Source organism: Sorangium sp. So ce385, assembly GCF_051474135.1.
Lineage (GTDB): Bacteria > Myxococcota_A > Polyangia > Polyangiales > Polyangiaceae > Sorangium > Sorangium cellulosum_D.
Genome location: NZ_CP150337.1, coordinates 9,399,592 through 9,422,497, shown reverse-complemented (window position 1 = coordinate 9,422,497; position 22,906 = coordinate 9,399,592). Strand labels below are relative to the sequence as shown.

General features: G+C 71.8%; 17 protein-coding genes. 10 read left to right on the top strand and 7 right to left on the bottom strand.

What is annotated here, in order from left to right; translation table 11 throughout:
- Positions 1-251: 251 nt before the first annotated feature.
- Entirely contained in the window at positions 252-2,414 is a 2,163-nt protein-coding gene (locus WME83_RS34205) for a protein kinase domain-containing protein (RefSeq protein WP_437313910.1), read from the top strand.
- 9 nt (positions 2,415-2,423) lie between these two features.
- The gene (locus WME83_RS34200) at positions 2,424-3,431 is read left to right on the top strand and encodes a tetratricopeptide repeat protein (RefSeq protein ID WP_437313909.1); all 1,008 of its coding nucleotides are present in this window, start codon (positions 2,424-2,426) and stop codon (positions 3,429-3,431) included.
- 316 nt (positions 3,432-3,747) lie between these two features.
- Here WME83_RS34200 and WME83_RS34195 read toward each other — a convergent pair whose 3' ends face one another.
- On the bottom strand, positions 3,748-4,293 hold the full coding sequence (locus WME83_RS34195) for a hypothetical protein (RefSeq protein ID WP_437313908.1): 546 nt from the start codon (positions 4,291-4,293) through the stop codon (positions 3,748-3,750).
- Between the two features lie 823 nt (positions 4,294-5,116).
- Between WME83_RS34195 and WME83_RS34190 the strand changes: the two genes are divergently transcribed.
- Positions 5,117-5,542, top strand: a complete 426-nt coding sequence (locus tag WME83_RS34190; protein ID WP_437313907.1) for a hypothetical protein — start codon at positions 5,117-5,119, stop codon at positions 5,540-5,542.
- A 196-nt stretch (positions 5,543-5,738) separates the two neighbouring features.
- Here the strand turns inward: WME83_RS34190 and WME83_RS34185 are convergent, their stop codons facing one another.
- Both WME83_RS34185 and WME83_RS34180 read right to left on the bottom strand, forming a co-directional pair.
- Positions 5,739-6,104, bottom strand: coding sequence for a hypothetical protein (locus WME83_RS34185; protein ID WP_437313906.1), 366 nt, complete (start codon positions 6,102-6,104; stop codon positions 5,739-5,741).
- A 1,176-nt stretch (positions 6,105-7,280) separates the two neighbouring features.
- Positions 7,281-7,823, bottom strand: coding sequence for a hypothetical protein (locus WME83_RS34180; protein WP_437313905.1), 543 nt, complete (start codon positions 7,821-7,823; stop codon positions 7,281-7,283).
- On the opposite strand from WME83_RS34180, the gene WME83_RS34175 reads away from it, so the two are divergent.
- Positions 7,822-8,286, top strand: a complete 465-nt coding sequence (locus WME83_RS34175; protein WP_437313904.1) for a hypothetical protein — start codon at positions 7,822-7,824, stop codon at positions 8,284-8,286. The genes WME83_RS34180 and WME83_RS34175 overlap by 2 nt on opposite strands.
- A gap of 187 nt (positions 8,287-8,473) precedes the next feature.
- On the opposite strand, the gene WME83_RS34170 is transcribed toward WME83_RS34175, so the two are convergent.
- Positions 8,474-10,288, bottom strand: coding sequence for an alpha/beta fold hydrolase (locus tag WME83_RS34170; RefSeq protein ID WP_437313903.1), 1,815 nt, complete (start codon positions 10,286-10,288; stop codon positions 8,474-8,476).
- Positions 10,289-10,619: 331 nt separating this feature from the next.
- Between WME83_RS34170 and WME83_RS34165 the strand changes: the two genes are divergently transcribed.
- Entirely contained in the window at positions 10,620-11,537 is a 918-nt protein-coding gene (locus WME83_RS34165) for a class I SAM-dependent methyltransferase (RefSeq protein WP_437313902.1), read from the top strand.
- Positions 11,538-11,592: 55 nt separating this feature from the next.
- Here the strand turns inward: WME83_RS34165 and WME83_RS34160 are convergent, their stop codons facing one another.
- Positions 11,593-12,990 carry a sigma-54 interaction domain-containing protein gene (locus WME83_RS34160; protein ID WP_437313901.1) on the bottom strand — a complete coding sequence of 466 codons (1,398 nt, stop codon included), beginning with the start codon at positions 12,988-12,990 and terminating at the stop codon, positions 11,593-11,595.
- A gap of 177 nt (positions 12,991-13,167) precedes the next feature.
- Between WME83_RS34160 and WME83_RS34155 the strand changes: the two genes are divergently transcribed.
- The 5 genes from WME83_RS34155 (at position 13,168) to WME83_RS34135 (ending at position 19,926) form a co-directional block, all read left to right on the top strand.
- The gene (locus tag WME83_RS34155) at positions 13,168-13,476 is read left to right on the top strand and encodes a 4Fe-4S dicluster domain-containing protein (protein ID WP_437313900.1); all 309 of its coding nucleotides are present in this window, start codon (positions 13,168-13,170) and stop codon (positions 13,474-13,476) included.
- A gap of 299 nt (positions 13,477-13,775) precedes the next feature.
- Positions 13,776-15,740, top strand: coding sequence for a S9 family peptidase (locus WME83_RS34150; protein ID WP_437313899.1), 1,965 nt, complete (start codon positions 13,776-13,778; stop codon positions 15,738-15,740).
- A 106-nt stretch (positions 15,741-15,846) separates the two neighbouring features.
- Positions 15,847-16,524: a hypothetical protein gene (locus tag WME83_RS34145; RefSeq protein ID WP_437313898.1), complete on the top strand. Its 678-nt coding sequence runs from the start codon at positions 15,847-15,849 to the stop codon at positions 16,522-16,524.
- 142 nt (positions 16,525-16,666) lie between these two features.
- Positions 16,667-17,560 carry a polysaccharide deacetylase family protein gene (locus WME83_RS34140; protein ID WP_437313897.1) on the top strand — a complete coding sequence of 298 codons (894 nt, stop codon included), beginning with the start codon at positions 16,667-16,669 and terminating at the stop codon, positions 17,558-17,560.
- 848 nt (positions 17,561-18,408) lie between these two features.
- Entirely contained in the window at positions 18,409-19,926 is a 1,518-nt protein-coding gene (locus tag WME83_RS34135; RefSeq protein ID WP_437322080.1) for a hypothetical protein, read from the top strand.
- A gap of 16 nt (positions 19,927-19,942) precedes the next feature.
- Here the strand turns inward: WME83_RS34135 and WME83_RS34130 are convergent, their stop codons facing one another.
- Together WME83_RS34130 and WME83_RS34125 are read right to left on the bottom strand one after the other, a co-directional pair.
- Entirely contained in the window at positions 19,943-21,304 is a 1,362-nt protein-coding gene (locus WME83_RS34130; RefSeq protein ID WP_437313896.1) for a restriction endonuclease subunit S, read from the bottom strand.
- Positions 21,301-22,764 carry an N-6 DNA methylase gene (locus WME83_RS34125; RefSeq protein WP_437313895.1) on the bottom strand — a complete coding sequence of 488 codons (1,464 nt, stop codon included), beginning with the start codon at positions 22,762-22,764 and terminating at the stop codon, positions 21,301-21,303. The genes WME83_RS34130 and WME83_RS34125 overlap by 4 nt, the downstream gene beginning before the upstream one ends.
- Positions 22,765-22,906: the final 142 nt, after the last annotated feature.

Sequence of the window (22,906 nt, the reverse complement as noted above, 5' to 3'; positions counted from 1 at the left end):
CGAGGGAAAGCAAGGGAAAGCGAGGGAAAAACAAGGGAAAGCGAGGGAAAAACAAGGGAAAGCGAGGGAAAACGCGGCGGATGCGGCGGCGACGCGACACCCGCGGGACGCGCTGGGCGGGTACCTGGACCCCGGCACCGCCCGGGATGGGGTAGCCAAGACCGCGCGACCCCGATATTCTAGGGCTTTGCAACGACTTGCCCCGCGTGGGGCAGCCAGGACCACGCGACCCCTAGCTTGCATGGCTTCGTATGGCGACGTGCCCCCAGTGCGGTGCGGTGTACGATGAAGACGTCGAGGCGTGTTCGGCGGACGGCAATCCGCTCCTGCCCGCGGGCCTGAGCCTAGCCGCCGAGCCGCTCCTCGCGCCGCACACCATGGTCGGCGAGTACCGCATCGAGCGGAAGCTCGGCGCAGGCACCTTTGGAGAGGTCTATGCCGGCGAGCACCCGCTCATCGGCAAGAAGGTCGCCATCAAGGTCCTGAACCGGCGGTTCGCCGCGCAGCCGCAGGCCGTCGCCCGGTTCGTCGCCGAGGCGCGCGCGGTGAACCGGATCCGCCAGCGCAACATCATCGATATCTTCTCCTTCGGCGTGCTCCAGGAGCAGCAGCGGCACTACTTCGTCATGGAGCTGCTCGACGGCCTCACGCTGGGCGAGCTGTGCCGGCGCAGGAGGCGGCTGCCGTTCCCGACGATCGTCCCCATCCTGCGGGGCATCGCCGACGCGCTCGACGCCGTGCACGAGTCGGGGATCACGCACCGGGATCTCAAGCCCGACAACGTCTTCCTCGCGGCGGAGCGCGACGGGACCTGGTTCCCGAAGCTGCTCGACTTCGGGATCGCGAAGCTCGCCGACGGGTCGGAGGAGACGAGCACCGGGGTCGTGCTGGGCACGCCGCAGTACATGGCGCCCGAGCAAGCGCGCGGGGAGCGGATCGGGCCGGCCGCGGACATCTATGCGCTCGGCGTGATGATCCACAAGATGCTGACGGGAAAGTACCTGTTCACCGGGGGGTCCGCGATGGCGGTGATGTACAACCACGTCTTGCATCCTCCGCCGCGGATGTCGAGCGTGTGCCCCGATCTTCCGCGCGAGCTCGATCTGCCGGTGCTCGCGATGCTCGAGAAGCGCGCGGGCGACAGGCCCGAGACCGCGAGCAAGGCGGTCGCCGCGCTGCTGGACGCCGCGCGGCGGATCGGGCTCACGCGCGCCAGCGCGCCGGACGAGCCGGCCTCGGCGCGCCGGAGCGCGACGTGGGCGCCCGGAGAGGGGAGCTCGGGCACCGAGGACGTCGCGCGGGCGAGCGCGATGTGGGCGCCGAGAGAGGGGAGCTTGACCGCGGAGGGGGTGGGGACGGTGAGCGCGACGTGGACCCCGGAAACGGCGCCCTCGACCGCGGAGGGGGTGGGGACGGTGAGCGCGACGTGGACCCCGGAAGCGGCGCCCTCGACCGCGGAGGGGGTGGGGACGGTGAGCGCGACGTGGACCCCGGGGCTCTCGCCCGCGGCGACCGAGGACACGGTTACCCTGGAGTTCGGCGCTTTCTTCGAGACGGAGCCCTCGTCGACCGACAGGAGCCGGGCGCCGGACCGTCGCTCGGACGCCGGGACGGGGCCGACGCCGGAGCCCTCGATTGCGCTCGAGGGCTCGACCCTCACGGTCGTCGAGAGCGCGTCCGGGCGGAGGGCCGGCCCTGGAGGCGCGAGCTCCCGCCCCGCTGGGTCGGGCGCCGGCGCCGCGGATCCGGCGCGCGGCGCGGAGGCGGGCGGCCGGTCGTCGCTGCGCGAGCTGGCCGCCGTCGAGGCGCCGCCCAGCGTTCCGGCCGCGCGGGCGGCGGCGCGGCGCTGGAAGCTCCTGGTCGCGGCCGCCGCGGGGCTCCTCGCCGCGACGTGGATGTGGGCCGCCGGGCGTCCCTCCGGGCTCCCCCCGCTCGACGGCCCGGGCGCCGTGGCGCTCGCCTCGGCCGCCGCGCCGCCGGCGCCGCTCGCCTCGGCCGCCGCCGCGCCGGCGCCGGGGGGTGCCGTGGCGCTCGCCTCGGCGGCCGCGCCCGCGCCGGAAGGCGCGCCCGCGGAGGCCGGGGTGCCCGCGCCGCGGCCCGCCGCGCCGGCGGAGGCGCCCGCGGCGCCCGCGGGGACGGTCGTCGTGCGGCTGTCGGCCCGGCCCGCGGACGCCGACGTCTGGCTCGGCGAGACGCGGGTCGGGAGCGCCCGCGACCCCATCGCGCTGCCGCGCGGGAGCGAGCCCGTCGCGCTGGTCCTGAGGAAGCCCGGCTTCGAGGACCGGAGCGTCGAGCTCCGCCCGGACCGCGATCGGGAGGTCGCCGTGAGCCTGTCGCCGCTGCCGGCGCGGCCGCGGCGCGCCGCGGCGCCGGGCCAGGGCAACGTGGAGAGGCTCCTCGATCAGCGTGAGTGAGCCGGGAAGATGAAGCGAGGGATCTCGTTCCTCGGCGCCGGCGTGCTGCTCGGGGCCGTCGCGCTGTCGGGCGCCGCCTCCGCGCAGCGCGCCGAGCGCGCGGTCAAGCCCGTGGCCGAGGCGCTCTTTCGCCAGGGGCGCGAGCTCTTCAAGCGGGGGCAGTTCGCCGAGGCCTGCGACAAGTTCCAGGAGAGCCAGCGCCTCGAGCCGAAGCCCGGGACGCTCCTCAACCTCGCCGTGTGCCACGAGAAGGTGGGGAAGCTCGCGACCGCCTGGGCCGAGCTCGGCTCGGTGGAGGAGGTCGCGCGGCGCGAGGGTCGGAAGGACCGCGAGGGCTTCGCGCGCGCGCAGCGCGAGGCGCTGGAGGAGCGGCTCGCGCGGCTCGAGGTCAGGATGGCCGAGCCGCCCGCGGGCCTGCGCCTCACCCTCGACGGCGAGCCGCTGAACGGCGCCGCCCTGAACGCGCCGTTCCCCATCGATCCGGGCCGGCATCGCGTCGCCGCCGCGGCGCCGGGCAAGAAGGCGTGGTCGACCGAGGTCGAGGTGCCGGCCGAGCGCGCCGCCATCGTGGTCGCCGTCCCGGCGCTGGAGGACGCGCCGCCGGCGGCGCGGGGGTCCGCGGGGGCGGCGCCGTCGCCGCGCGCGTCCGGGCCGGCGTCCGGGCGGGATCCGCGGGCGGGGAGCGCCGGGATGGTGGTGGCCGCCACGGGGTTCAGCGTCGGCGCGATCGGCCTGGGCGTCGGGGCCGTCGCGGGCGCGCTCACGCTCGCGAGGTCCGGGGCGCTCGCCGAGGCGTGCCCGAACGACCGCTGCCCTCCGAGCCGGCGCGACGAGCTCGACGCGGCCAACACGCTGGCCAACGTCTCCAACGCCGGCTTCGCGGTCCTCGCGATCGGCGCCGGCGTCGGCGTCGCCGGCCTGCTGATGCTGCCGGCGCAGGGCTCGACGCCGGGCGCGCGCGCGGCGCTGACACCGGTGCTCGGGCCAGGCGTGATAGGTCTGCGAGCCACGTTCTGAGGGGGCGAGCGGAGGCGTCTAGATCCACCGGCCAGGGATCCTGCGAGAGAGCTCGACGCAAAGGCGTAAAGAGCGCAGCGCCGCAAAAATGCATCACATCTTGTTCTGCTTGCGCCTTTGCGCCTCTGCGTCGAGGTGGAAGAGCGAGCCCGGGACGGGGCGCTGAGCTCCCAGGAGCCGATGTTGGAGTACCGGCGCCGGCATCCCTGGCCTCGCTCCAGCCTTCATCTCTCCACGGGCGTGCCGCGGTGTCGCGACGCACCACCGGTGTCGCTCTGGCGGGCACGGCCGTGGCGATCACGAGCCGCGGCGCGGACTACCTCTGCGGATAGAGCGGCGGAGCCGTCGGGAACTGAGCGGGGCCAGAGTACTGCACGGGGCTCGGGTACTGCACGTAGCTCGGGAACTGCACGTAGCTCGGGAACTGCTTGGTGCACTGGTGCTGCGTGAACACCGGTCCGCACTTCGACGGCGGGACGAACTTCGACGGCGGGACGAACTTCGACGGCGGTGCGCACTTCGACGGCGGGACGAACTTCGACGGCGGCGCGCACTTCGACGGCAGTGCGCACTTCGACGGCGGGACGAACTTGGACGGCGGCAGCTGCCCGATCTGCGGAATGTAGGACTGCCCGGGTCCCGCGACGAGGCCGAGCTCAGCCCCGGGAGCCGCGGACGGGGGAGCCGCGATCGCCGACTCGCCAGGGTCGTCGTCCATCCCGATCGCGGCAGCGCTCGAGTCGACCATCTCGGTATCCTCGCCCATCGCGTCATCGGACATGTCCGCCTGCTCGATCGCGCAACCGGTCATCGACGCCGCGATCACCATCAAGAACGTCGCTCCACAGAAAATCGATCTCATATTTCCTCCATCGATGCCCCGCGATTGGACCGCCTGGTCCGTGGACATCTCGCCTTCGATGTTAAGCATGTGGTGTGCCCGTGTGCGTTTGTGCGCAGGCCGCATAGGATCACCCGGCGCGTCCTGGGCCGTGTCTGCCAGCAGGCATTCGTGGAGGCAGGATGGCACCGGTGATCTCACTGGGCGGCCGTCTCGGTGCAGTGTTGTCCGTGTGCCTGTCGTGGGTAGAACGGGGTTTGCCGGCCCGCGCCGGCGCGGCGGCTGCCAGGCGCACCGTCGCGGCGCAGGTGAGATCTGGAGTGAAGGATCGAGATCGATGGCGCGGAGGACCCCTGGTCGAACGGACGAGCGCGGTGCGCGAGCTCGTCGGTCGACGCGAACCCGCACGAGCGGTCTTCCGCGCGCCGGGGTCCCTGCGCGTCGGCGCGCCGCTCGGGGTGCGCCGCCTGGGGCGCGCGGCGATAGGCCGACGCGCCGCGGGTCCTGTCGTTCGCTCGGCGAGCGTGGTTTGGCGAGTCGCTCTTGGTCGTCGCGCGCTGCGGCGCCAGGAGCATCCCATCATACAGACGTCCTCCCGGAGATGCAGCGCAGCCACGAGCGGCTGGCGTTACTGGGATTCCATGCAATCAATAGGCTTGCCATCCCATGATGACCCGGAACGTCTTGCGTCCGGGCGCGAGTTGACGCTGGACGAAACGGCTGCATTGAAGGTGTGTGATCGCCGGCATTGCTCTGAGGCGGATCAGGGCTCGAACCGGCATCAACGCGCCGCGAGGGCTGCCTGCGCGGCTTCTCACGACCATCTCCATGAAAGGGAAAAATCATGAAGTTCGCAGCCAAAGGTCTGGCCGTGTGCGCGGTGACCGCGGCCTCCATGCTCGCGCCGGCGTGGGCATCTGCTCGCACCCCGCTGCCGCTCACCTATGCTCCAGTGGATTTTCTGTACTATTCTCCACAGCTAGGCGCGTCCCTGCTGCCGCCCGCCGGCTTCGGCCAGGTCGGCGCCCAGATCGGGTCCATCGCCGCCAACAGCCCGCTGCGCGCCATGTGGTCGCCGAGCATCGGTCGGTTCCATGCGGACCCGGGCGACACGATTGTCAGCCTGAGCCATATTCCCATCTGGAACAGCGGCCACCTCACCAAGATAGCCTCCCAGCTGCGAGGCTGCGTGGCCATCACCATTCGAGACGGGGTGACCGGGGTGCTGTATAGCGGCTCGGTGGATCTCCTCCCGGTGTATTATCCTTAGCCGCGCGCTGCGATCGCGAGGAGCCGCGCCGCCCGGGGGAGTGACGGGCGGCCGCGGCCCCTCGCGATCGTGGCGAGCAGGTGCGCTGGCCTCGATCAGCCTTCACCTCTTCAGGGGCGCGCCGCGGCGCTGCGACGCGCGACCGGTGTCCGCCGCGGCGGCCACCACCTCTGGCGACCTCGACTGCTGTCGCGGACTACAGCTGCGGATAGATCGGCGGATTCGTAGGATACTGCCAGATACCAGGGTACTGCGTGGTGCCAGGGTACTGCGTGACCGTCGGGACGAGCTTCGTCGGCAGGCCGTGCTTCGACACGAAGATCTCCTTCTTCGGCGCCAGCTGCCCGATTTGCGGAACGTAGGACTGCCCAGGTCCCGCGACCAAGTCGATCCCGACGCGGGAGCTCCCGACCTCGCTCTCGATCGCGGCGGCGCTCGAGCCGACAATCTCGGCGTCCTCGCTCACCTCGCTGTCGTACGTGTCCGCCTGCTCGACCGCGCACCCGGTCGCCGCGGCCGCGATCACCATCAAGAACGTCGCTCCACAGAAAATCGATCGCATGGTTCCTCCAGCGATGCCCTGTGACCGGACCGTCTGGTCCGCGGCATCTCGACTCGGGGGTAAGCGAATGGCGTGCCTGCGTGCGTATGTGCGTGGGACGCCTGTATCGACCTGTATTCGCGCTGCGGTGTCACCAGCACACCCACCGAGCATCCGTGTGAGAGTGATGTCATCTGTGTTCCTTCTTCGAGTGAACGGACGTTTTCTGGCGAGGCCGGCCCGGCGACGTAGAGCGCGTTAGTTCGCGGCGCGTCGCCGTGAGCGCGCGAGGCGCGGGTCGCTCCAATGTGCGGGGGGCTCGTGGTGAAGGAGATCGAGCGAGGTGCGTGAGATGGTCAGTCCAGCGATCCTCACACGCAGCGTATTGCTCGTCTGGTCGCCTGTGCGCGCGGCGCTACGCTGGCGGTCTGCGTCGCTGTGCTCCGGCGCTTACCGGCGCCCGGCGCGCGCAGCGAGCGCCGCCGTGGAACCGGCTCCTCGCCGCCGCGCTTGGCTGCTCTCGCACCTCGCTCCACGCGTGCACGTCCTCCGCGCCGCTCCGGACACAATTTCGCGTCGCCTTGCCTCGACGCGCGGTGCCGCATTCCGCCTCGGACTGTGCGCTGCTCGCGCTGCTTCGTGCTCTCCAGCGACGCTCGTCATATGCTGCGAACAGCATGGGTCCGGCGTGGCCGATCCGCATCTCCCCTTGCCGTCGCTGTTCTTCTCGCGCGCCACGGGTGATGAACGTCGGGAACGTGACGCAGGGACCGAGCACGTCCAGTACGTGTGCCGATCTCGTTCCGTGGCCGTCCGCACTGCGGATTACCTTCCCCTGGTCCTGAGATGCTGCTCGGAGAGCTTCCCAGAAAGGACGCGCTCGTACAACTAGACGAACATGAAGTTCACGGCGCGCCTCGACGTCCTCACCGCAATCTTGATGTCCGCGGCCTCCGGGCCCGCGAGCGGCGCGGAGGGCGCGCCCGCCCGTTCTGATCTGCTTACGCAGGAGCAGGTTCCGTCTCGCCATCCCGGTCGCGATTGACAGTCACGCTCCGGCGGCGGCTCGATATCGATCGTCTTCTTGGGGGCGGGATTTCTTCCCGCGGTGCTGACGAAGTCACAGGAAGGGGGGAGGGTGAGAAGAGAGCGTCCCTCTTCTTCCCGACGCCCCGCCTTCCTGCCCGACCGCGCGTGTCAGTCGGCGCAGCCGATCCGCTCGGGCGCGACCGCCACGTCGTCGTACCACATCGAGCGCGCGGGGCCGTGGAAGCCGAGGTAGCCGAAGCTGAACGTCTTGAAGTCGAGCTTCTTCCAGCCGGTCTTGTCGATGATCTTGGTGCCGTTGGCGTAGACCTGGACATCGCCCTTGGTGCCGTCGAAGTAGGCCTCCATGCAGTGCCACTGGTCCTTGGGGAGGCTCGCGCCGCCGCTCCCGCACCGGAAATCGCCGCCCGTCGGCAGGACGACATCGTCGCGCAGGTTTAGGACGATCTGGCAGTACTGCTCGGCGACCTCCACGTTGTCCCCCTCGTTCGGCTCGCCGGTGCCCGTCATCGCCTGGAAGTAGGCGTTGTGGTCGGACTGGCCGAGATCCACGCTGCTGCGCACGTAGAGCCGGACCCAGAACGTCGGGCCGGGCGCCGGGACGGAGAGCATCCTCCAGTCGTAGCCGCTCATTCCGGGCTTCACGTGCAGCGAGCGCGCGCCGGCGTGGACGATCGAGGCGTCGATCTCCATGTTCTTCAGCGCGTCGGCCGCCTGGTACGACGGGCGGTACGTCGCCCCCTCCGGGAGCCCGTCGCCCTCGAAGTCGGCGCAGAACGTCGCGGTCGCCGGGCACGCGCCGGTCGGCGTGCCGGCGGCCGTGCTCGACGTGGTGCTCGTCGTGGTCGGCGTCCCGGTGCTGCTGCTGGTCGTGGTGCTGGTGGTCGTGGTGCTGCTGCCGGTCGTGGTGCTGCTGCTGGCGCCACCGCCGGCGCTGCTGCTGCTGGCGACGGGGTTGCCCGTGCCCGAGCTCACGCTCGAGGCGCCGCCGGTCCCCGCGCCGGCGCCGCCGGCGCCCCCCGCGTCCGAGCCGCCGTTCCCGTCGTCCGAGCACCCCGCCGCCGCGGCGGACAGGGCCAGACAGGAGATCCCAACCCACGTGAAGCGTGCGATGTCGCGATGCAAAGAAGAAGTCATGTCGATGCCCGAAAGGTGATAGGCCCGCTCGCCGGAGCTGCGCGCTCCCGCAGCGCGGCACGTTCGCCGTCGTCTTAAGAATTTGCCGCTCGCGTCGGGGCGCGATCCGCGCTCGACGCGGCTCACAGCTCTAGCAGAATTCGCCGCACTCCGGGAGACGTTCTTCCTGATCTAGTCTTGTTGTAACTCTATGCCGCCCGTCATCGTCACCGAGCCGCGATCGCCTCGCGCAGGCGCGCGAGCGCGCGCTCGTGCTCGGGCGACGCGGTGGACGTGCGCCGCCCCGCGCCCGGGTCGCCGTCCCATGCGTCGTCCGTGCCGAGCAAGGTGGCGCTCACGGTCGGATCGACGCTGAAATCCAGGGGCAGGATCCGCTCGGTGCACGACGTGTCGAGGGGCGCCTCGGGATCGGCGATGAACTGGAGCAGGATCTCCAGGTCGCACGAGGTGCCGCTGCTGGTCGGGCTCTCGAGGGTGTGAGGGGCCCGCGGCAGCATCACGAAGGTCTGGTTCGGGCCGGTGAAGCGGCTCTCGACGGCCTCCGGTACCGCGCTCGGGACGAAGTCGAGCTCCCCCTGGAGGAGCAGCAGGGGGACGCTCGTCGTGGCCCACTGCCCTGCGTAGGCGTCGGGGGTGTAGCGCGGCCAGCTTTCGCGGATGGCGACTCCATCGTCCATCTGCCCGAGGGCGATGTTGGCCTCCGCCAGGAAGGCGTCCACCTCGGCGGCGGACGGCGGCGGGTCGGCCCAGAGCTCCGACAGCGTGATGTTGTAGCGGAGCACCGGGGAGGAGAGCCGCTGGCTCGGCGGGAGCGGCTCGGGAAAGCGCGCCTGGAGGATGTCCTTGAGGTGGTCGAACGCGGCGACGTCGGCGGGAGAGCACCGGTCCAGCCGGTAGACGAGCGCCGGCATGAGCGACCAGTGCGGCCATTGGAGAAGGAGGAGCCGCGCGAACGCCAGCTGGAAGAGCGGCCGATCATAGCCGAGCGCGGCCACCTCCGGACAGGCCCCCTCGTCGAACGCATCCAGGGTCTCCGTCATCGTCGCCCACGGGTCGGCGCCGAGCTTCTCCGCGCAGGACGGGTTGGCGCCGCAGAGGGCCATGTAGCGCTGGCCGAGGTCGTTGAGCCAGAACTCGAGGTTCGAGAGGTGCGCGTTGACGGCCAGCCCCGTGAGCGCCGCGGCCGTCGGCTGGTCAGGGTAGAGCTGGAGGTAGCGGTGACCCCAGATCGTGCCGTAGGAGCGGCCGAGGATGAGGACCTCGCCGCCCGGGGCGCGCGTCCGCGCGATGGTCTCGCCGACGTCGCGCGCGGCGTTCGTGATGGTGTAGCCCTTGATGTCGTCGCCCAGCTCGGCCTCGATCGCCGGCAGACAGGCGGCGACCTCGGCGTCGGTGAGGTTGCTGCCCGCCTCGCTCTCCGGCGTCTCCCCGTCCGCGCAGCCGAGGCGGCTCGAGCGGCCCGTGCCGCGGTGGTCCGGGATGTACAGGTCGAGCGTCGGGTCGACGCTGGCGAGGAACGGCACGAGCGGCTCGAAATCGACGCCCGAGTTCCCCGGCCCGCCGTTCAGGAGCCAGAGCTGCCCGCGGCTCGGCTGCGTCGCGGCGAGCTTGCGCTTGACGAAGAAGGTGATGGTCTTGCCTTCCGGCTGGTCCCAGTGGAGCGGGACGGGGATGTGGGCGCACTCGGCGTCCTTGGCGTCGCCGTCCGTGACGAGGGAGCAAGGTGCCCAGGCGATGGCGTCGACACCGCCGCCGCTGCCCCCCGCGCCGCCGTCGCCGCCACTGCCGCCGCCGCCGTCGCCGCCGCTGCCGCCGCCGCCGTCGCCGCCGCTGCCGTTGCCACCGCTGCTGGCACCAGTGCCACCGGTGCCAGCGCCGCCGGTGCCACCGCCGCTCCCGCCGCTGCCGGTCGCCGAGGAGCTCGACGACTCGGTTCCACCGGGATCCGTATCGTCACCGCATCCCAGCACGCCCTGGGCAAGCAAGATGACCATCGCGCCGCAAGCCAGATTCGCTCTCATGCTCAGCACTCCTGAAGAATGGGTGCAGCCCCGCACGGCTCGTGAAGGGCAACCGTTGGTTTCTCGACACGCCACCGCGGCTCCACCGGTCCGCGGCGCGCCGAAGGCAAGAACCGGTGCATCCGGTGTGGCGCCGCGCTCGCGGCCCTCCGCGCCTCGGCTGTCCGCAGCCTCGGCGCGCTGACGCAGGGAGGTGAACAGCGGCGACCGCGCCCTGGAGCCAAGCGGGAACCGAACGACGAGAGACGGGCGCGCCGGCGACGCGGCATGTACGCTGCCGTGGCGCCGCCGCGGGCGACCCGGGGCGGCCCACCGCGAGCCCCGGCACCCCGTGCGATCTCGACGCCCAAGCCTCACCGCCTCCCTCGTCGCCGCCCTGCGGGCGCTCTACACCGAGATGCCCGAGCCCTACCGCGTGGCGCCCGACCCGCTCGCGGCCCGCCTCGTCCCGTGGCCGCTCGCGCTGCCGGCGCGCGCGCTCCCGCGGGCGGCGGGCTCTCCTGCCGCCGCCGGCGCCCTCCACCGCGCGATCGGCGTCGCCACGTTCGGCGTCGGCTACCACGTCGCGCTCCGCACCCGCGCGATCGACGACGCGCTCCGCGAGGCCGTCGCGCGCGGCGCATCGCAGCTCGTGCTGCTCGGCGCCGGCCTGGACAGCCGCGCGATGCGCCTGCCCGAGCTCGCGGGCGTCCAGGTCTTCGAGGTCGATCACCCGAGCACGCAGCGCTACAAGGTCGAGCGCCTCGCGTCGCTCGCGCGCGGGGACGGCAGCGGCGCGGGCGCGCCGGGCGCAGCGCCGGAGCTCAAGGCCCGCGGCCTCGCGCGCGTGCCGGTGGACTTCGAGCGAGACCGCCTCGACGAGGCGCTCCTCTCGGCCGGCTTCCGCCCGGCCGAGCCCACGTTCTGGATCTGGGAGGGCGTGACCGTCTACCTGACGCGCGAGGCGATCGAGGCGACGTTGCGCCTCACGGCGGCGCTCTCCGCGCCCGGCAGCCGCATCGCGCTCACCTACGGGATGCTCCCCGACGCCGAGCTCCCCGCCTGGGCGGAGCGCGTGATCCGGGGCATGTTCCGCTCCCTGGGCGAGCCCGTTCGCACGCCGCTCGCCCGCGAGGAGATGCGCGAGCTCCTCGCGCGCGCCGGCCTCCGCGTGCTCTCCGACGGGTCGACCGTGGACTGGGCCGCGCGCTACTGGCCCACGCATCGCGGCGTCCGCACCATCGAGCGGCTCGCCGTCGCGGAGCGCTGACGCGGCCTCGTCGACGGCGGCCGATCACCCGATGCCCGGCCGCGCTGGCCTCGAGTCATCGATTCCCGCCGTTTCCGCCCTTCCCGCCGTTCCCGCCATCCTCCCGCCGGATCCCGAGCTTCCGCATCTTGCTTTGCAGCGTCGTCGGCTTCAGCCCGAGCGCCGCGGCCGCCCCGTCCTCCCCGTAGATCTTCCCGCCCGAAGCCCGCAGCGCGTCCTCGATGCAGCGCTGCGCCGCCTCCCGGTACGTCATCGCGCGCCCGGCCGCGCGCGGCGCCGCGGCGAGCGGCGCGGACAGGATGAGCTCGTCCCCGGTCGACATCACCATCGAGCGCTCGATCACGTTCTCCAGCTCCCGCACGTTGCCCGGCCAGCCGTGCGCCCGCAGCCGCGCCATCGCCTCCGCGCTCACCCGCGGCGGCCGCCGGCCGAAGCTCGCCGCGACCTTCTCCACGATGCCCCGCGTGAGCGGCTCCAGGTCCTCGGGCCGCTCCCGCAGCGGGGGGACGACGATCGGGAACACCTGCAGCCGATAGTACAGGTCCTCGCGGAACGCCCCGCTCGCGACCATCGCCTCGAGCGGCCGGTGCGTCGCGGCGATCACCCGCACCGACACGCGCACCGCGCCCTCGCCGCCGACGCGCTCGATCTCGCCCTCCTGGAGCACGCGCAGGAGCTTCGCCTGCGCCGCCCTGGGCAGCTCGCCGATCTCGTCGAGCAGCAGCGTCCCGCCGCTCGCGCGCTCGAACGTCCCGAGGTGCCGCGCCGCGGCGCCGGTGAAGGCGCCGCGCTCGTGGCCGAAGAGCGCGCTCTCGACGAGCCCCTCGGGCAGCGCGCCGCAGTTCACCGCGAGGAACGGCCGCTCCGCGCGGCGCGAGAGCGCGTGGATGCGGCGCGCGATCACCTCCTTGCCGGTGCCGGTCTCGCCGCGCACCAGCACGGTCGTGTCCTGCCGCGCGACGAGCGGCACCATCTCCAGGAAGATCGCCCGCATCGCCGGGCCCCTCGCGACCACCTCCCGGGGCAGCGCGACGCGGTCGAGCTCCTCCTGGAGCGCCCGCTTCTCGCCCTGCGCGCGGCGCGCGATCGCCGCGACGCGCCCGAGGACCTGCACCTGCCGGAGCGCCACGGCGAGCAGGCGCCCCAGCGCCTCGAGCAGCGCGGGCGAGAGGTCGAGCGCCGCGCCCTCGCCGAGCTCCATCGCGGCGCAGCCGACGTCGCCCTCCGCGTCGCGGAGCGCGAAGACGGCGGTCGCCTCGCCGCCCGCCCCGCGCCGGATCTCCGGCGCGCCCGGCGCGGCCGCGCCGCGGCGGAGATCGAGCCGCCGGAGCGGGAGGTGGCGCGCGAGCACGGCGCTCACCGCGGGGACGAGCGTCGCCTCCGTGTGCGCGCGCGCCGCCGCCTCGCCGAGGTCGGCGAGCAGGAGGAGGGCGCGATCGGCGGGGGCGGTCATCGGGCGGGGAGCGACGCCACCGAAATGGCGTTGCGCGGCACCGTAGGGGCGTTGCCAGGGCCGCACAAGGCCGGCGCAGGCCCGAGAAAGGGCCGTTCGGGCCGCGGGTATGCGCCGTGCACATGCACAAAGGAGCGAGGAGAGCGCGGGCGATCGTTCCGCGGAAAGGACCCCTTCATGGCTTACGTCATCGCCGAGCCCTGCATCGCCACCTGCGACACCGCGTGCGTCTCCGTCTGCCCCGTGGAGTGCATCCACGGCCCGATCCCGGCCGACGAGATCGCGCGCATCGCGGACCTCCCGGAAGAAGAGCGGAAGACGCGCCTCGCGCGCCTCCAGCTCTACATCGATCCCGAGTCGTGCACCTCTTGCGGCGCCTGCGAGGGCGAGTGCCCGGTGGACGCCATCTTCGATGAAGACGAGCTGCCGGCCGAGTGGCGGCACTACCGGGAGATCAACGCCCGCTTCTTCGCCCAGCGCGCCTGACCTGCCGCCCGGCGGCGTCGTCGAGGCGGCCCGCCTCGCGGGAGCGAACGGACGACGCGGCGGGATCGATGATCCGACGGAGCCGTGTCCGGGTTCCCGCGGACAGCGCACGTCGTACGACCAGACGAGTCGACCAGACCGGCGCCGAGAGCGCGCATGAGCCTGCCGGAGCTCCTGTCGGGCGATCCGCGGATCCGCGCAGAGCGAGCCTGTCCACCGCGCGCGGCGCACGGTCTCGCGAGGTCATGGCCTCGCCGAGGAGGCTTGACGTCCGCCTCCCGGTCCACCTTGTTTTGCCCATGCGAAAGCCCGACGCTCGCCGCTTCGAGCCGGATGACCTCTTGGCCTTCAAGCTCGTCTCCGAGGTGGTCCTCTCGCCCGACGGCCGGTGGATCGTCTACGTCCTCGAGGAGGTCGACGCCGAGGCGGACACCTATGTCTCCAACCTGTGGCTGCTCCCCGCGGGCGGCGGCGCCCCCCGGCAGATCACGTTCGGCTCGGACACGAACGAGAGCCCGCGCTTCTCGCCCGACTCCTCCCGGATCGTCTTCCTCTCGGATCGCGGCGGCGGCCCGGCGCAGCTCTACGTGATGCGGATCGACGGCGGCGAGGCGAGGCGGCTGACCGACCTCGCCTCGGGCGCCGGTCTCGCCGCCTGGTCGCCCGACGGCGCGGCCCTGGTCTTCTCGGCGAAGGTCGCCTCCGGCGCGCCGCCGGGCGCTCCGCGGGTGGTGACGAGGGCCCTCTACAAAAGCGACGGAGAGGGGTTCGTGCTGGACCGCCGGACGCACCTCTTCGTCGTCCCCGCCGACGGGGGCGAGGCGCGGCAGATCACGCGCGGCGACGCGAACGAGAGCGACCCGGCGTGGTCGCCCGACGGGCGCCACATCGCGTTCAGCCGGACGCGGACGGGCCCCCGCGACGCCCACCGGAGCGACCTCTGGGTGATGACGCCGTCGGGCGAAGGGCTCCGGCAGGTGACGCGCGGCTGCCCGCTCGCCGCGATGCCATCGTGGTCGCCGGACGGCGGCGCCCTCGCGTTTTACAGCCCGCGCGAGGAGGGCGGCTCGCGACAGCACGTCTGGGTCGTCGACGCGCGGGGCGAGGCGGAGCCGCGCATGGTCACCGCCGAGGACACGGAGGTCGCGAGCTTCCCGCTCGGCAAGGTGATGCCCCCGGCGTGGTCCGCGGACGGGCGCGAGCTCGCCGTGGTCCTCGCGACCGAGAGCACCTCGGAGGTGGCGCTCGTCTCGGTCGAGCAGCGCACGCTCCACAAGGCGATCTCGGACGAGCGGCAGATCACGCAGATCAGCGCGGCGCCCGGCGCGGGCACGTTCGCGTTCCTGTGGAGCACCATGCACCTCTGCAGCCTGCTCGGGAGCGCGCGCTGGGACGGCTCGGACGCGCGGCTCCTCGTCAACGTCAACGAGGCGTGGGGCGAGGGCCGCGCCTGGCCCGACGTCGTGCTGCGGGAGTTCCGCGGCGCGTCGGGCACGAAGAACGCCGGCCTGCTGCTGCTGCCGCCGGACCGCGACGGGGAGCCAGCGCCGCTGCTCGTCCATGTGCACGGCGGCCCGCACGCCTATGTCGAGTTCGGCTTCACGTACCGGCCGTACTGGCATGCCCTGGTGTCCCGCGGATGGGCCGTCCTGTCGCTCAACCCGGTCGGCTCCGGTGGGTACGGAAAGGAGTTCGCCGATCGCCTGCGGGGGCGCTGGGGCGAGCGCGACCTGCCGGAGCACCTCGCCGCCATCGACGAGCTGGTCGCCGAGGGCACGGTCGACGGCGATCGCGTCGCCATCGCGGGCAAGTCGTACGGCGGCTTCATGGCGGCCTGGGCGATCGGCAAGACGAAGCGCTTCCGCGCCGCCGTCTCGAGCGCGCCGGTGGCGAACCTCGAGTCGCATTACGGGACGTCCGACACCGGCTATTACGTCGATCCGCACGACATGCGCGGAGAGCCGTTCGACCGGCGAGAGCTCTACCGCAAGCTCTCACCGGTGTCCTGGGCCGGGGAGGCCGCGACGCCCACCCTGATCCTGTGCGGCGAGGAGGACCACCGCTGCCCCATCGGCCAGTCGGAAGAGCTCTTTGCGGCGCTCGTGCGCTCGGGCAAGGCGCCCGTCGAGCTCATTCGCTTTCCCGGCGGCGACCACCACCTCGCCGAGCGCGGCAAGCCGAGCCACCGGGTGTTCTACAGCCGCCGCATCGTCGAGTGGATCGAGCGCTTCTGCGCGAAGGGGCGCGCTCCGGAGGGGGCGTGACCGCGCGCTGCGCTGCCGCCGTCATGGCCCGATCTCCGCGCGCACATCGGCGGGAACGCGGGGGGCGAGCGGTGGTAGGATGGGGACCGAACGGAGGACGTCATCCATGAAGGCCGCGACCGCGCTGGTGAAGGACATCCGCGAAGAGCTCCGCAACATCGACGATCAGCTGAGGGATCACCCCTATCCGGGCGCGCTCTCGCGCGGCGAGATCACGCTCGAGGGGCTGAAGGCGTTTCCGGGGCACCAGCACCACGTGGTGCTCAGCGACATGCGTTCGATGGCGATGATGCTCCAGCGCTTCGCGGACACGCCCTTTCGCGATTTCTGGAGCGGCGTCCTTCAAGGCGAGCTCGCGGCGCCCGCCGCGATCGCCGCCATGGGTGAGAAGCTCGGCATGACGAGGGGCGACCTGGATCGGTACGAGGTCACCGCGGAGGGGTTCGCCTACGCCACCCAGATGGCCTGGGCGGCGGCCAACGCCTCGGCGGCCGAGATCGCGTGTGCCCTGCTCATCAACTTCCCAGCGTGGGGGTTCAGCTGCGGCAGGATGGGGAAGGCGCTCCGCGACCGGTACGGCTTCGGCCCGGAGCACACGGCCTTCCTGGACGCCTTCGCGAACCTGCCGTCGTTCGAGGACACCGCGGTCGCGATCGTGCAGGACGGGCTCGACCGCGGCGTGGAGCCCCGGGCGATCCGCCGCACGACCCGGCTATTTCAGGCGTACGAGAAGATGTTCTGGGACGCGATGCTCGATCTGGGAGCGCAGAGGGTGGGCAGATAGGCTTCTGACACGATCCTGTCGAATCCGTCGGTGCTCGTCGTTCCCGGTCTCGGGAGGGGCGCCAGACGTTCCCGGAAGGCGCATCGCGCGCTGATCTCCGTGGGAGGACGCTGGAGGCGCAGGCACGGCCGATGATACGGCGGTGTCTGCTGTGGAGAGCCTGCGCACAGACAAGGGCGGCGCGCGGCGCCTCGCGACGCGTCAGGACCAGGTGGTGCTGGTGTGCATCGGAGCGTGCCTCGCCGCCGTCCTCCTCGCCACGATCCTCCTGGCAGGGTGTCCCCCGGGCGTCGCCGTCGTGTCCCTAGAGTTCGACGATACGCTGGCGAATCAGCTCTCCGCGCGCTCCATCCTCGCCGAGCACCGGATGCATGCCACGTTCTTCGTGAACAGCGGTCGACTCGACCGTCCCGGCTACCTGACGGTCGCAGAGCTCCGCGCGCTCGCGTCCGATGGCCACGAGATCGGCGGCCACACCGTCGACCACGTGCCGCTGCCCGGGCTCCCTGCCGGAGAGCTGCGCCGGCAGGTCTGCGACGATCGCCGCGCCCTCCTCGCGCTCGGCCTCGACGTGAGCGACTTCGCGTACCCCCGCGGCGACCACGACAGCGTCAGCGCCGAGCAGGTGCGCTCCTGCGGTTACGACAGCGCCAGGAGGGCGGGCGGGCTTGGCATACCCCCGTGCATCCTCTGCGCACGCGCGGAGATCATCCCGCCGCGCGACCCCATGGCCACCCGCACGCCCGGCTCCCTCCACCTCGTTCACCGCCTCTCAACGATTCAGGCGCTCGTCCGGCGCGGGCAGCAGGATGGCGGATGGATACAGCTCACCTTCCACCATATCTGTGACGGCTGCGACGACTACAGCATCTCCATCGAGGACCTCTCCGCGCTCCTGGGCTGGCTCGCGGAGGAGCGCGAGGCGGGCCGCGTGGTCGTCCTGACGGTACGGCAGGTGATCCGCGGGGAGGCGCCTGCGCCAGCAGGCTGGCTGTGGCGTGAAGGCGGCCCCGTCGATGCGTCGACGCATCCTTGATGGAGCGTCGGTACACCTCTCCACCAGCCCCGACGGCGAGGACGTCGCTCGACCGAACGGCAGAGCTCGACGAACCCGGTCGAGGAACCCGCGTCTGCGAGCGCATCCACTGAGCTTCATCGGGCACAGTGGAACACGCACTCCGGAGCGCAGGCCCGCCGCGCCCATGATCTCGTCTCGTGAAAATGTTCTGCTGAATGCGGTATTGATACGATCGGCGAGTCCGGGTGATCAAAATTCGGAGCCGCGGGAATGTCAGGGGTGGGGTGGTCCACGGCGAGGGCGCCGTGTGCTGCCTGCGTAGAGCTTAAGGAAGGCAGGTTTTGATGTCCCTGAAGCGCGAGCGTTCTTCAATCCTCCACGGATGAGCCTGTCGCGCAGAGGAGCCCGGGCCGATCCTCGAAATCGGGGCTGGCTCCACCTGAAGACGGCTGGGGAGGCAGAGCTCGCCACGCGCGCTCAACACCAAAGCTCCGTTCCTGATGGGCGTGACGCGCATCTTCGATGCATGGGTAAGTTCTTGATACAGCATCACTTTTTCAAGAGGGAGGCGGATCGCGTAAGGAACCTTCTGTCACCTGAGGCGAGCGTGGCGATTCGCCCTTGATATCCTCGGAGTCGCTTCGCTCTTCCTTTTCCCTCGGTTCATCCAACGACGGCGACGCTCTCTTTCAACAAACTTTCATTCGCCTTTCTGCTCGGAGGCCTCGTGCCAGTCGATGCGACCAGCCCCTGCCTGACGTCCCCCATCCGGCGTCTCGCCCAGCGGCTGCGCGGGAGCACGCACCCGGCGTCCAGCGGTACCTAGGAGCACCATGCGAATCAACGATCAGGCAGGCTTGTCCACCGTGTCATTCGGCAAGATCTCGCAGCGCACGTTCTGTCTCGTCTCGTGCGTCACGGCCCTTCTGCTGGGAGCCTGCAGCAGCGGAGACCCCGACGCGGAGGGCACCGCTGGGGGAGGGGAGGGCGCGGGCGGAGCGGGCGGCGCGACCTCCGTCGCCAGCGGCAGCGGCAGCGGCCCGTCCAACTCCTCCTCCGCGACCGCGACCTCCTCGTCCGCCGGACCGGGCGTCGGCAGCGGCGGCGGCGGCGGCTCGAGCGGGACCGGCGTCACGCACCCGAAGGATCATTGCGTGGACGGCTTCGACCCCCATCCCAGCGACGCGACGATCAAGGACGGCCCGGCGGAGTTCGTCAAGAACGGCCAGACCGATCTCACGGTCCAGCCGGAAGTGATCGCCTGGATGCAGGAGAACGAATGGCAGGCCGCCCACTTCGAGTGGCACAGCATCCGGCGCTGCGGTCCCGGCGGGCTCGGCGGGATGAGCAGGGTCGATATCTGCAACTCGTCGGTCCCGGTCCCGTCGGACCAGGAGTGCAAATCCACGGGCGACGGCTTCCAGTTCCTCGCCATGCATCGGCACATGATCCAGTCGCTGAAGCAGCTCTGGCCGAATCACTCGGAGCAGTTCGAGGGCTTCGACAAGTTCCCCACGAGCGCGGAGGAGCTGCCCCAGCAGTGGAGGGCGGACTTCAGGCCCTGGAGCGCCACGACGATCGCCAACGCGAAGATCGCCGACGAGATCGACAAGCCGGAGAACCTGAGCCGCTTCCCGGACGAAGGCGCGTTCGGCATGTGGCTCCAGTGCTTCGCCGGTCAAGCCATCCCGGGTGCGAGCGTGACGGCCAGCGGCCTGCACGGCGAGCTCCATTTCAAATGGGTGCGCAGCAACAACACCGACCACGGCCTCGGCAACCAGTTCACGAACATCGACAACTACATGTTCTGGAAGCTGCACGGCTGGATCGACAAGGTCTGGGAGAAGTACCGCGTCGCCAAGGGCCTGTCGCCCGACGACCAGAAGCTGAAGGACGCGATCGCCGCCCAGTGCTACGAGATGGACGCGATCGCTCGGGTCATCAACCCTGAGCTGAATCCGGACCCCGTCGACCCCCTGCCCACGGAGTCGGGCGTGTTCCACACCACGGTCCGTCCGATCTTCGAGAGCATGATCAACAAGTGCAGCGGCTGCCACGCCGCGCCGTCGACCGGCCCGCAGGCCGGCCTGTCGCTCGGCGGCGAGATCAGCTCGACGGACATCGTCGCGGGCCTCGTCAACAAGCCGGCCAGGGGCGGTGGGCAGTTCAAGCTCGTGGTGCCGGGCGATCCGGAGCAGAGCTGGCTCTACCGCAAGGTCGCAGGGACGGCGGCGAGCGCCGGATGCAGGCCCAGCGCCACGGCCAGCTGCAACACGGGCGTGATGCCGCAGACCGCGGACAACAAGCCGACCCTGACGAGCGCCGAGCTGGCGACCCTCCGTCAGTGGATCCAAGACGGCGCGCCCGCGCCGACGAAGAACTAGGCCCGCCCCATCTGCATCACCCGCTGTTCGTCCCGGAGCCCGCCTGCTCGCCGTGGATACGGCGCAGGAGCGCGTCCGCGGGCTCGTAGCCCCGGCCCTCCGCGCGGGCGAGCTCCGCCTCGGTGGGGACGAGCTCTCCAGAGAACGCCCGGGCGAGGATCGCCTGCGGGAGCCGGTCGGCCCGGGCCGCGGCGGCGGTCACGCGCTCCTCGATCGCGCCGGCGAGCGCGAACAGCGCCCGCGCGCGGCGGACGATCTCGGCCTGCTCCTCGGTCGGGGGGACCGGGGCGGGGATGGCGTTGAGCGCCGCCTGCGTGAGCTTCGGCTGCGCGGAGCCGGTCACGTGGTGCTGGAGATCGAGCGAGTTCAGGAGCAGCTCGAGGTACCCGAGGACGACGCCGGGCTTCGGCTGGAGGACGTGAGCGTGGTTGTTCACCCAGAACCGCCCGCTCGCGGCGAAGGCCACCGCGGTGCTCCTGGACAGGAGGTTCGCGCCGTCCTCGGCGACGAGCAGGTAGTCTCCGTCGAACCGATAGCCGTCGATCGAGTCGATGATCCCCGAGGCGCCGTAATAAGGGTACGGGCCCCGGCGCCGCTCTCGAACCGTGGAGTTCAGGGGGACGCGCTTGCCGTCGTGGTTGTCCACCAGGGCGCCGAACGGGCAGAGGGCCCACGACGCCGGCAGGGGCCGCGCCCCGCCGCCGTCGCTCGCCGTGAGAGGCGCCAGCGGCCACGCGCGCACGAGGGTCTCCGCGAGCTCGGCGGAAGGCGGCGCGGCGGCGGCGAGCGACGGCGGCGGGGCGCGGAGATCCTCGGTGAGCCTGCCCGAGCACGCCGCCGAGAGCACGGCCTGCCGGAGCCGCCGGAGGACGAGCGACGCCCTGGCGAGCCGCGCCTTCGCGGCGTCCACCTCGGCGAGCAGCGCCTCGACCTTGGCGACGATGCGGCGCTGCTCGGGGAGGGGAGGCAGCGCGAAGGGGCGCTCGAAGCTCTCGCGCACCTTCACGAACGGCTGCGCGGAGCCGCCCTTCACCCAGAAGCCCTCGTCGTTGAGGTGGAGGAACAGGTAGTCGAGATCGATGGCTCGCCCGTCCGGCCAGACCACGTGGGTGTTCGCGATCGCCGACCACCGCCCGCGCGCCTTGAACGCCTTCCCGCACCGCGTCCCCACGGCGGAGACGACGATCGCCTCGCCCTCGTGCTCCCAGCGGTCGCACCACACGTCGGGGCCGGAGGCGCTGAACGCCTGGTAGCGCCCGGGCCGCTGCTCGGCGTGGAGCTTGCCCTTGATGAGCTTCGAGCTCCCGGTCCGGTGCGCGCAGATCGACGCGAGCGTCGTCTCGGCCCACGCTTCGGGCAGGCGCAGGCGCCCGCTCACGCCTCGGCCGCCTTCGCCCCGCCCTCGAGCAGCGCGAGCACGCGGCCGAGCGCGGCCACCGCCTCTTCCAGCTCCAGGATCGCATCGGTCGCCAGCTCCTCCGGCTCCGGCAGCTCGCCGGCGTCGTCGGGCGACTCCTCCCGGAGCCACTTGAACCCGTCGAGCTTGAACTCCCGCTCCTCGATCTCGCGGAGCTCGAAGCTGCGGAATCGGCCCTCGCGGGAGCTCGCCGCCTGGCGCTCCGCCCGCCCGTCGGGGTCGTCGCCGTAGCACCGCTCGAACTCGGCGAAATGCGCCGGCGAGAGCGGCCGATCCTTCTTGGTGATCGACGGGACGCTCGTCCGCGCGTCGTAGATCCAGACCTTCTCCGTCGCGCGGCCCTTCGTGAAGAAGACGACGTTGGCCTTCACGCCGGGGCTGTACGGCGTGAAGGTCCCGCGCGGCAGGCGGAGGACCGTGTGCAGGTCGCAGCCCTCGGCGAGGATCTCGAACACGGCGCCTGCCTGGTCGGCGAACAGGCAGTTGTCGGGCAGGACCATCGCCGCCCGCCCGCCGGGCTTCAGGATCGTCAGCACGTGCTGGATGAAGTTGAGCTGCTTGTTCGCGGTCGCGATCGCGAAGTCCTCGCGGCCCGGCGTCTGGCGCGCCCCCTTCGTGCCGAAGGGCGGGTTCGTCAGGATCACGTCGAACCGCTCGGCGGGCGGCGGGGCGTCGATCGAGTCGCCGAGGGCGATCCTCGGCTCGATCCCGTGGAGGACCAGGTTCATGAGGGCGAGGCGGCGGGGGCGCGCGACGAGCTCGTGACCGAAGAACGCCGTGGACTTGATCCGGTCCGCCGTCTCCCGGTCGAGCGCCCCTCGCGCCTCGGCCTCGAGCCACTCCCAGGCGGCGACGAGGAACCCCCCGGTGCCGCACGCCGGGTCGCAGAGGGCGAAGCCCGGCTGTCCCCGCGGATCGGGCCGCATGCACCGCACGATCGACTGGATGAGGACGCGCGGCGTGAAGTACTGCCCGGCGCCCTTCTTGCCCTCGGCGGCGGCCTTCTCCAGGAGGCCCTCGTACGCCGCTGCCTGGATGTCCACGCCGAGGCCGGTCCACTCGATCTCGTCGATGAGGTCGACGAGCCGCTGGAGGTTCGCGGGGCTCTTGAAGCGCGGCTGCGAGCCCGCGTAGATCTCGCCCAGCACGCCGGGGGCCTGCTCGAGGGACCGGAGGACCTCGGCGTAGCGGTCGAGCAGCGCCTGCCCGCTCGCCGCGCGCAGGGCGGGCCACGAGCAGTCCACCGGATCGAGCTCGCCGCCGGGCGCCCTCGGCGCGGCGCGCGAGAGGTCGAGGCCTCGCTCCGCGGCCATCTTCAGGAAGAGCAGGTACGTGATCTGCTCGATGTAGTCGCCGTGGTCGATGCCGTCGTGGCGGAGCGTGTGGCAGAACCCCCAGAGCTTTCCAACAACATCGGTCATGCGGCGATGGCTTCGTTCGGGTCGAGGAGGCGCGGGCCGAGCCGCCTTACCACGGCCGCGCCCCCACGGCGGCGGCGGCGCGCCCCGCGGGGCGATGGCGGCGCGCCCCGCGGGCGATGGCGGCGCGCCTCGGCGGTCATCG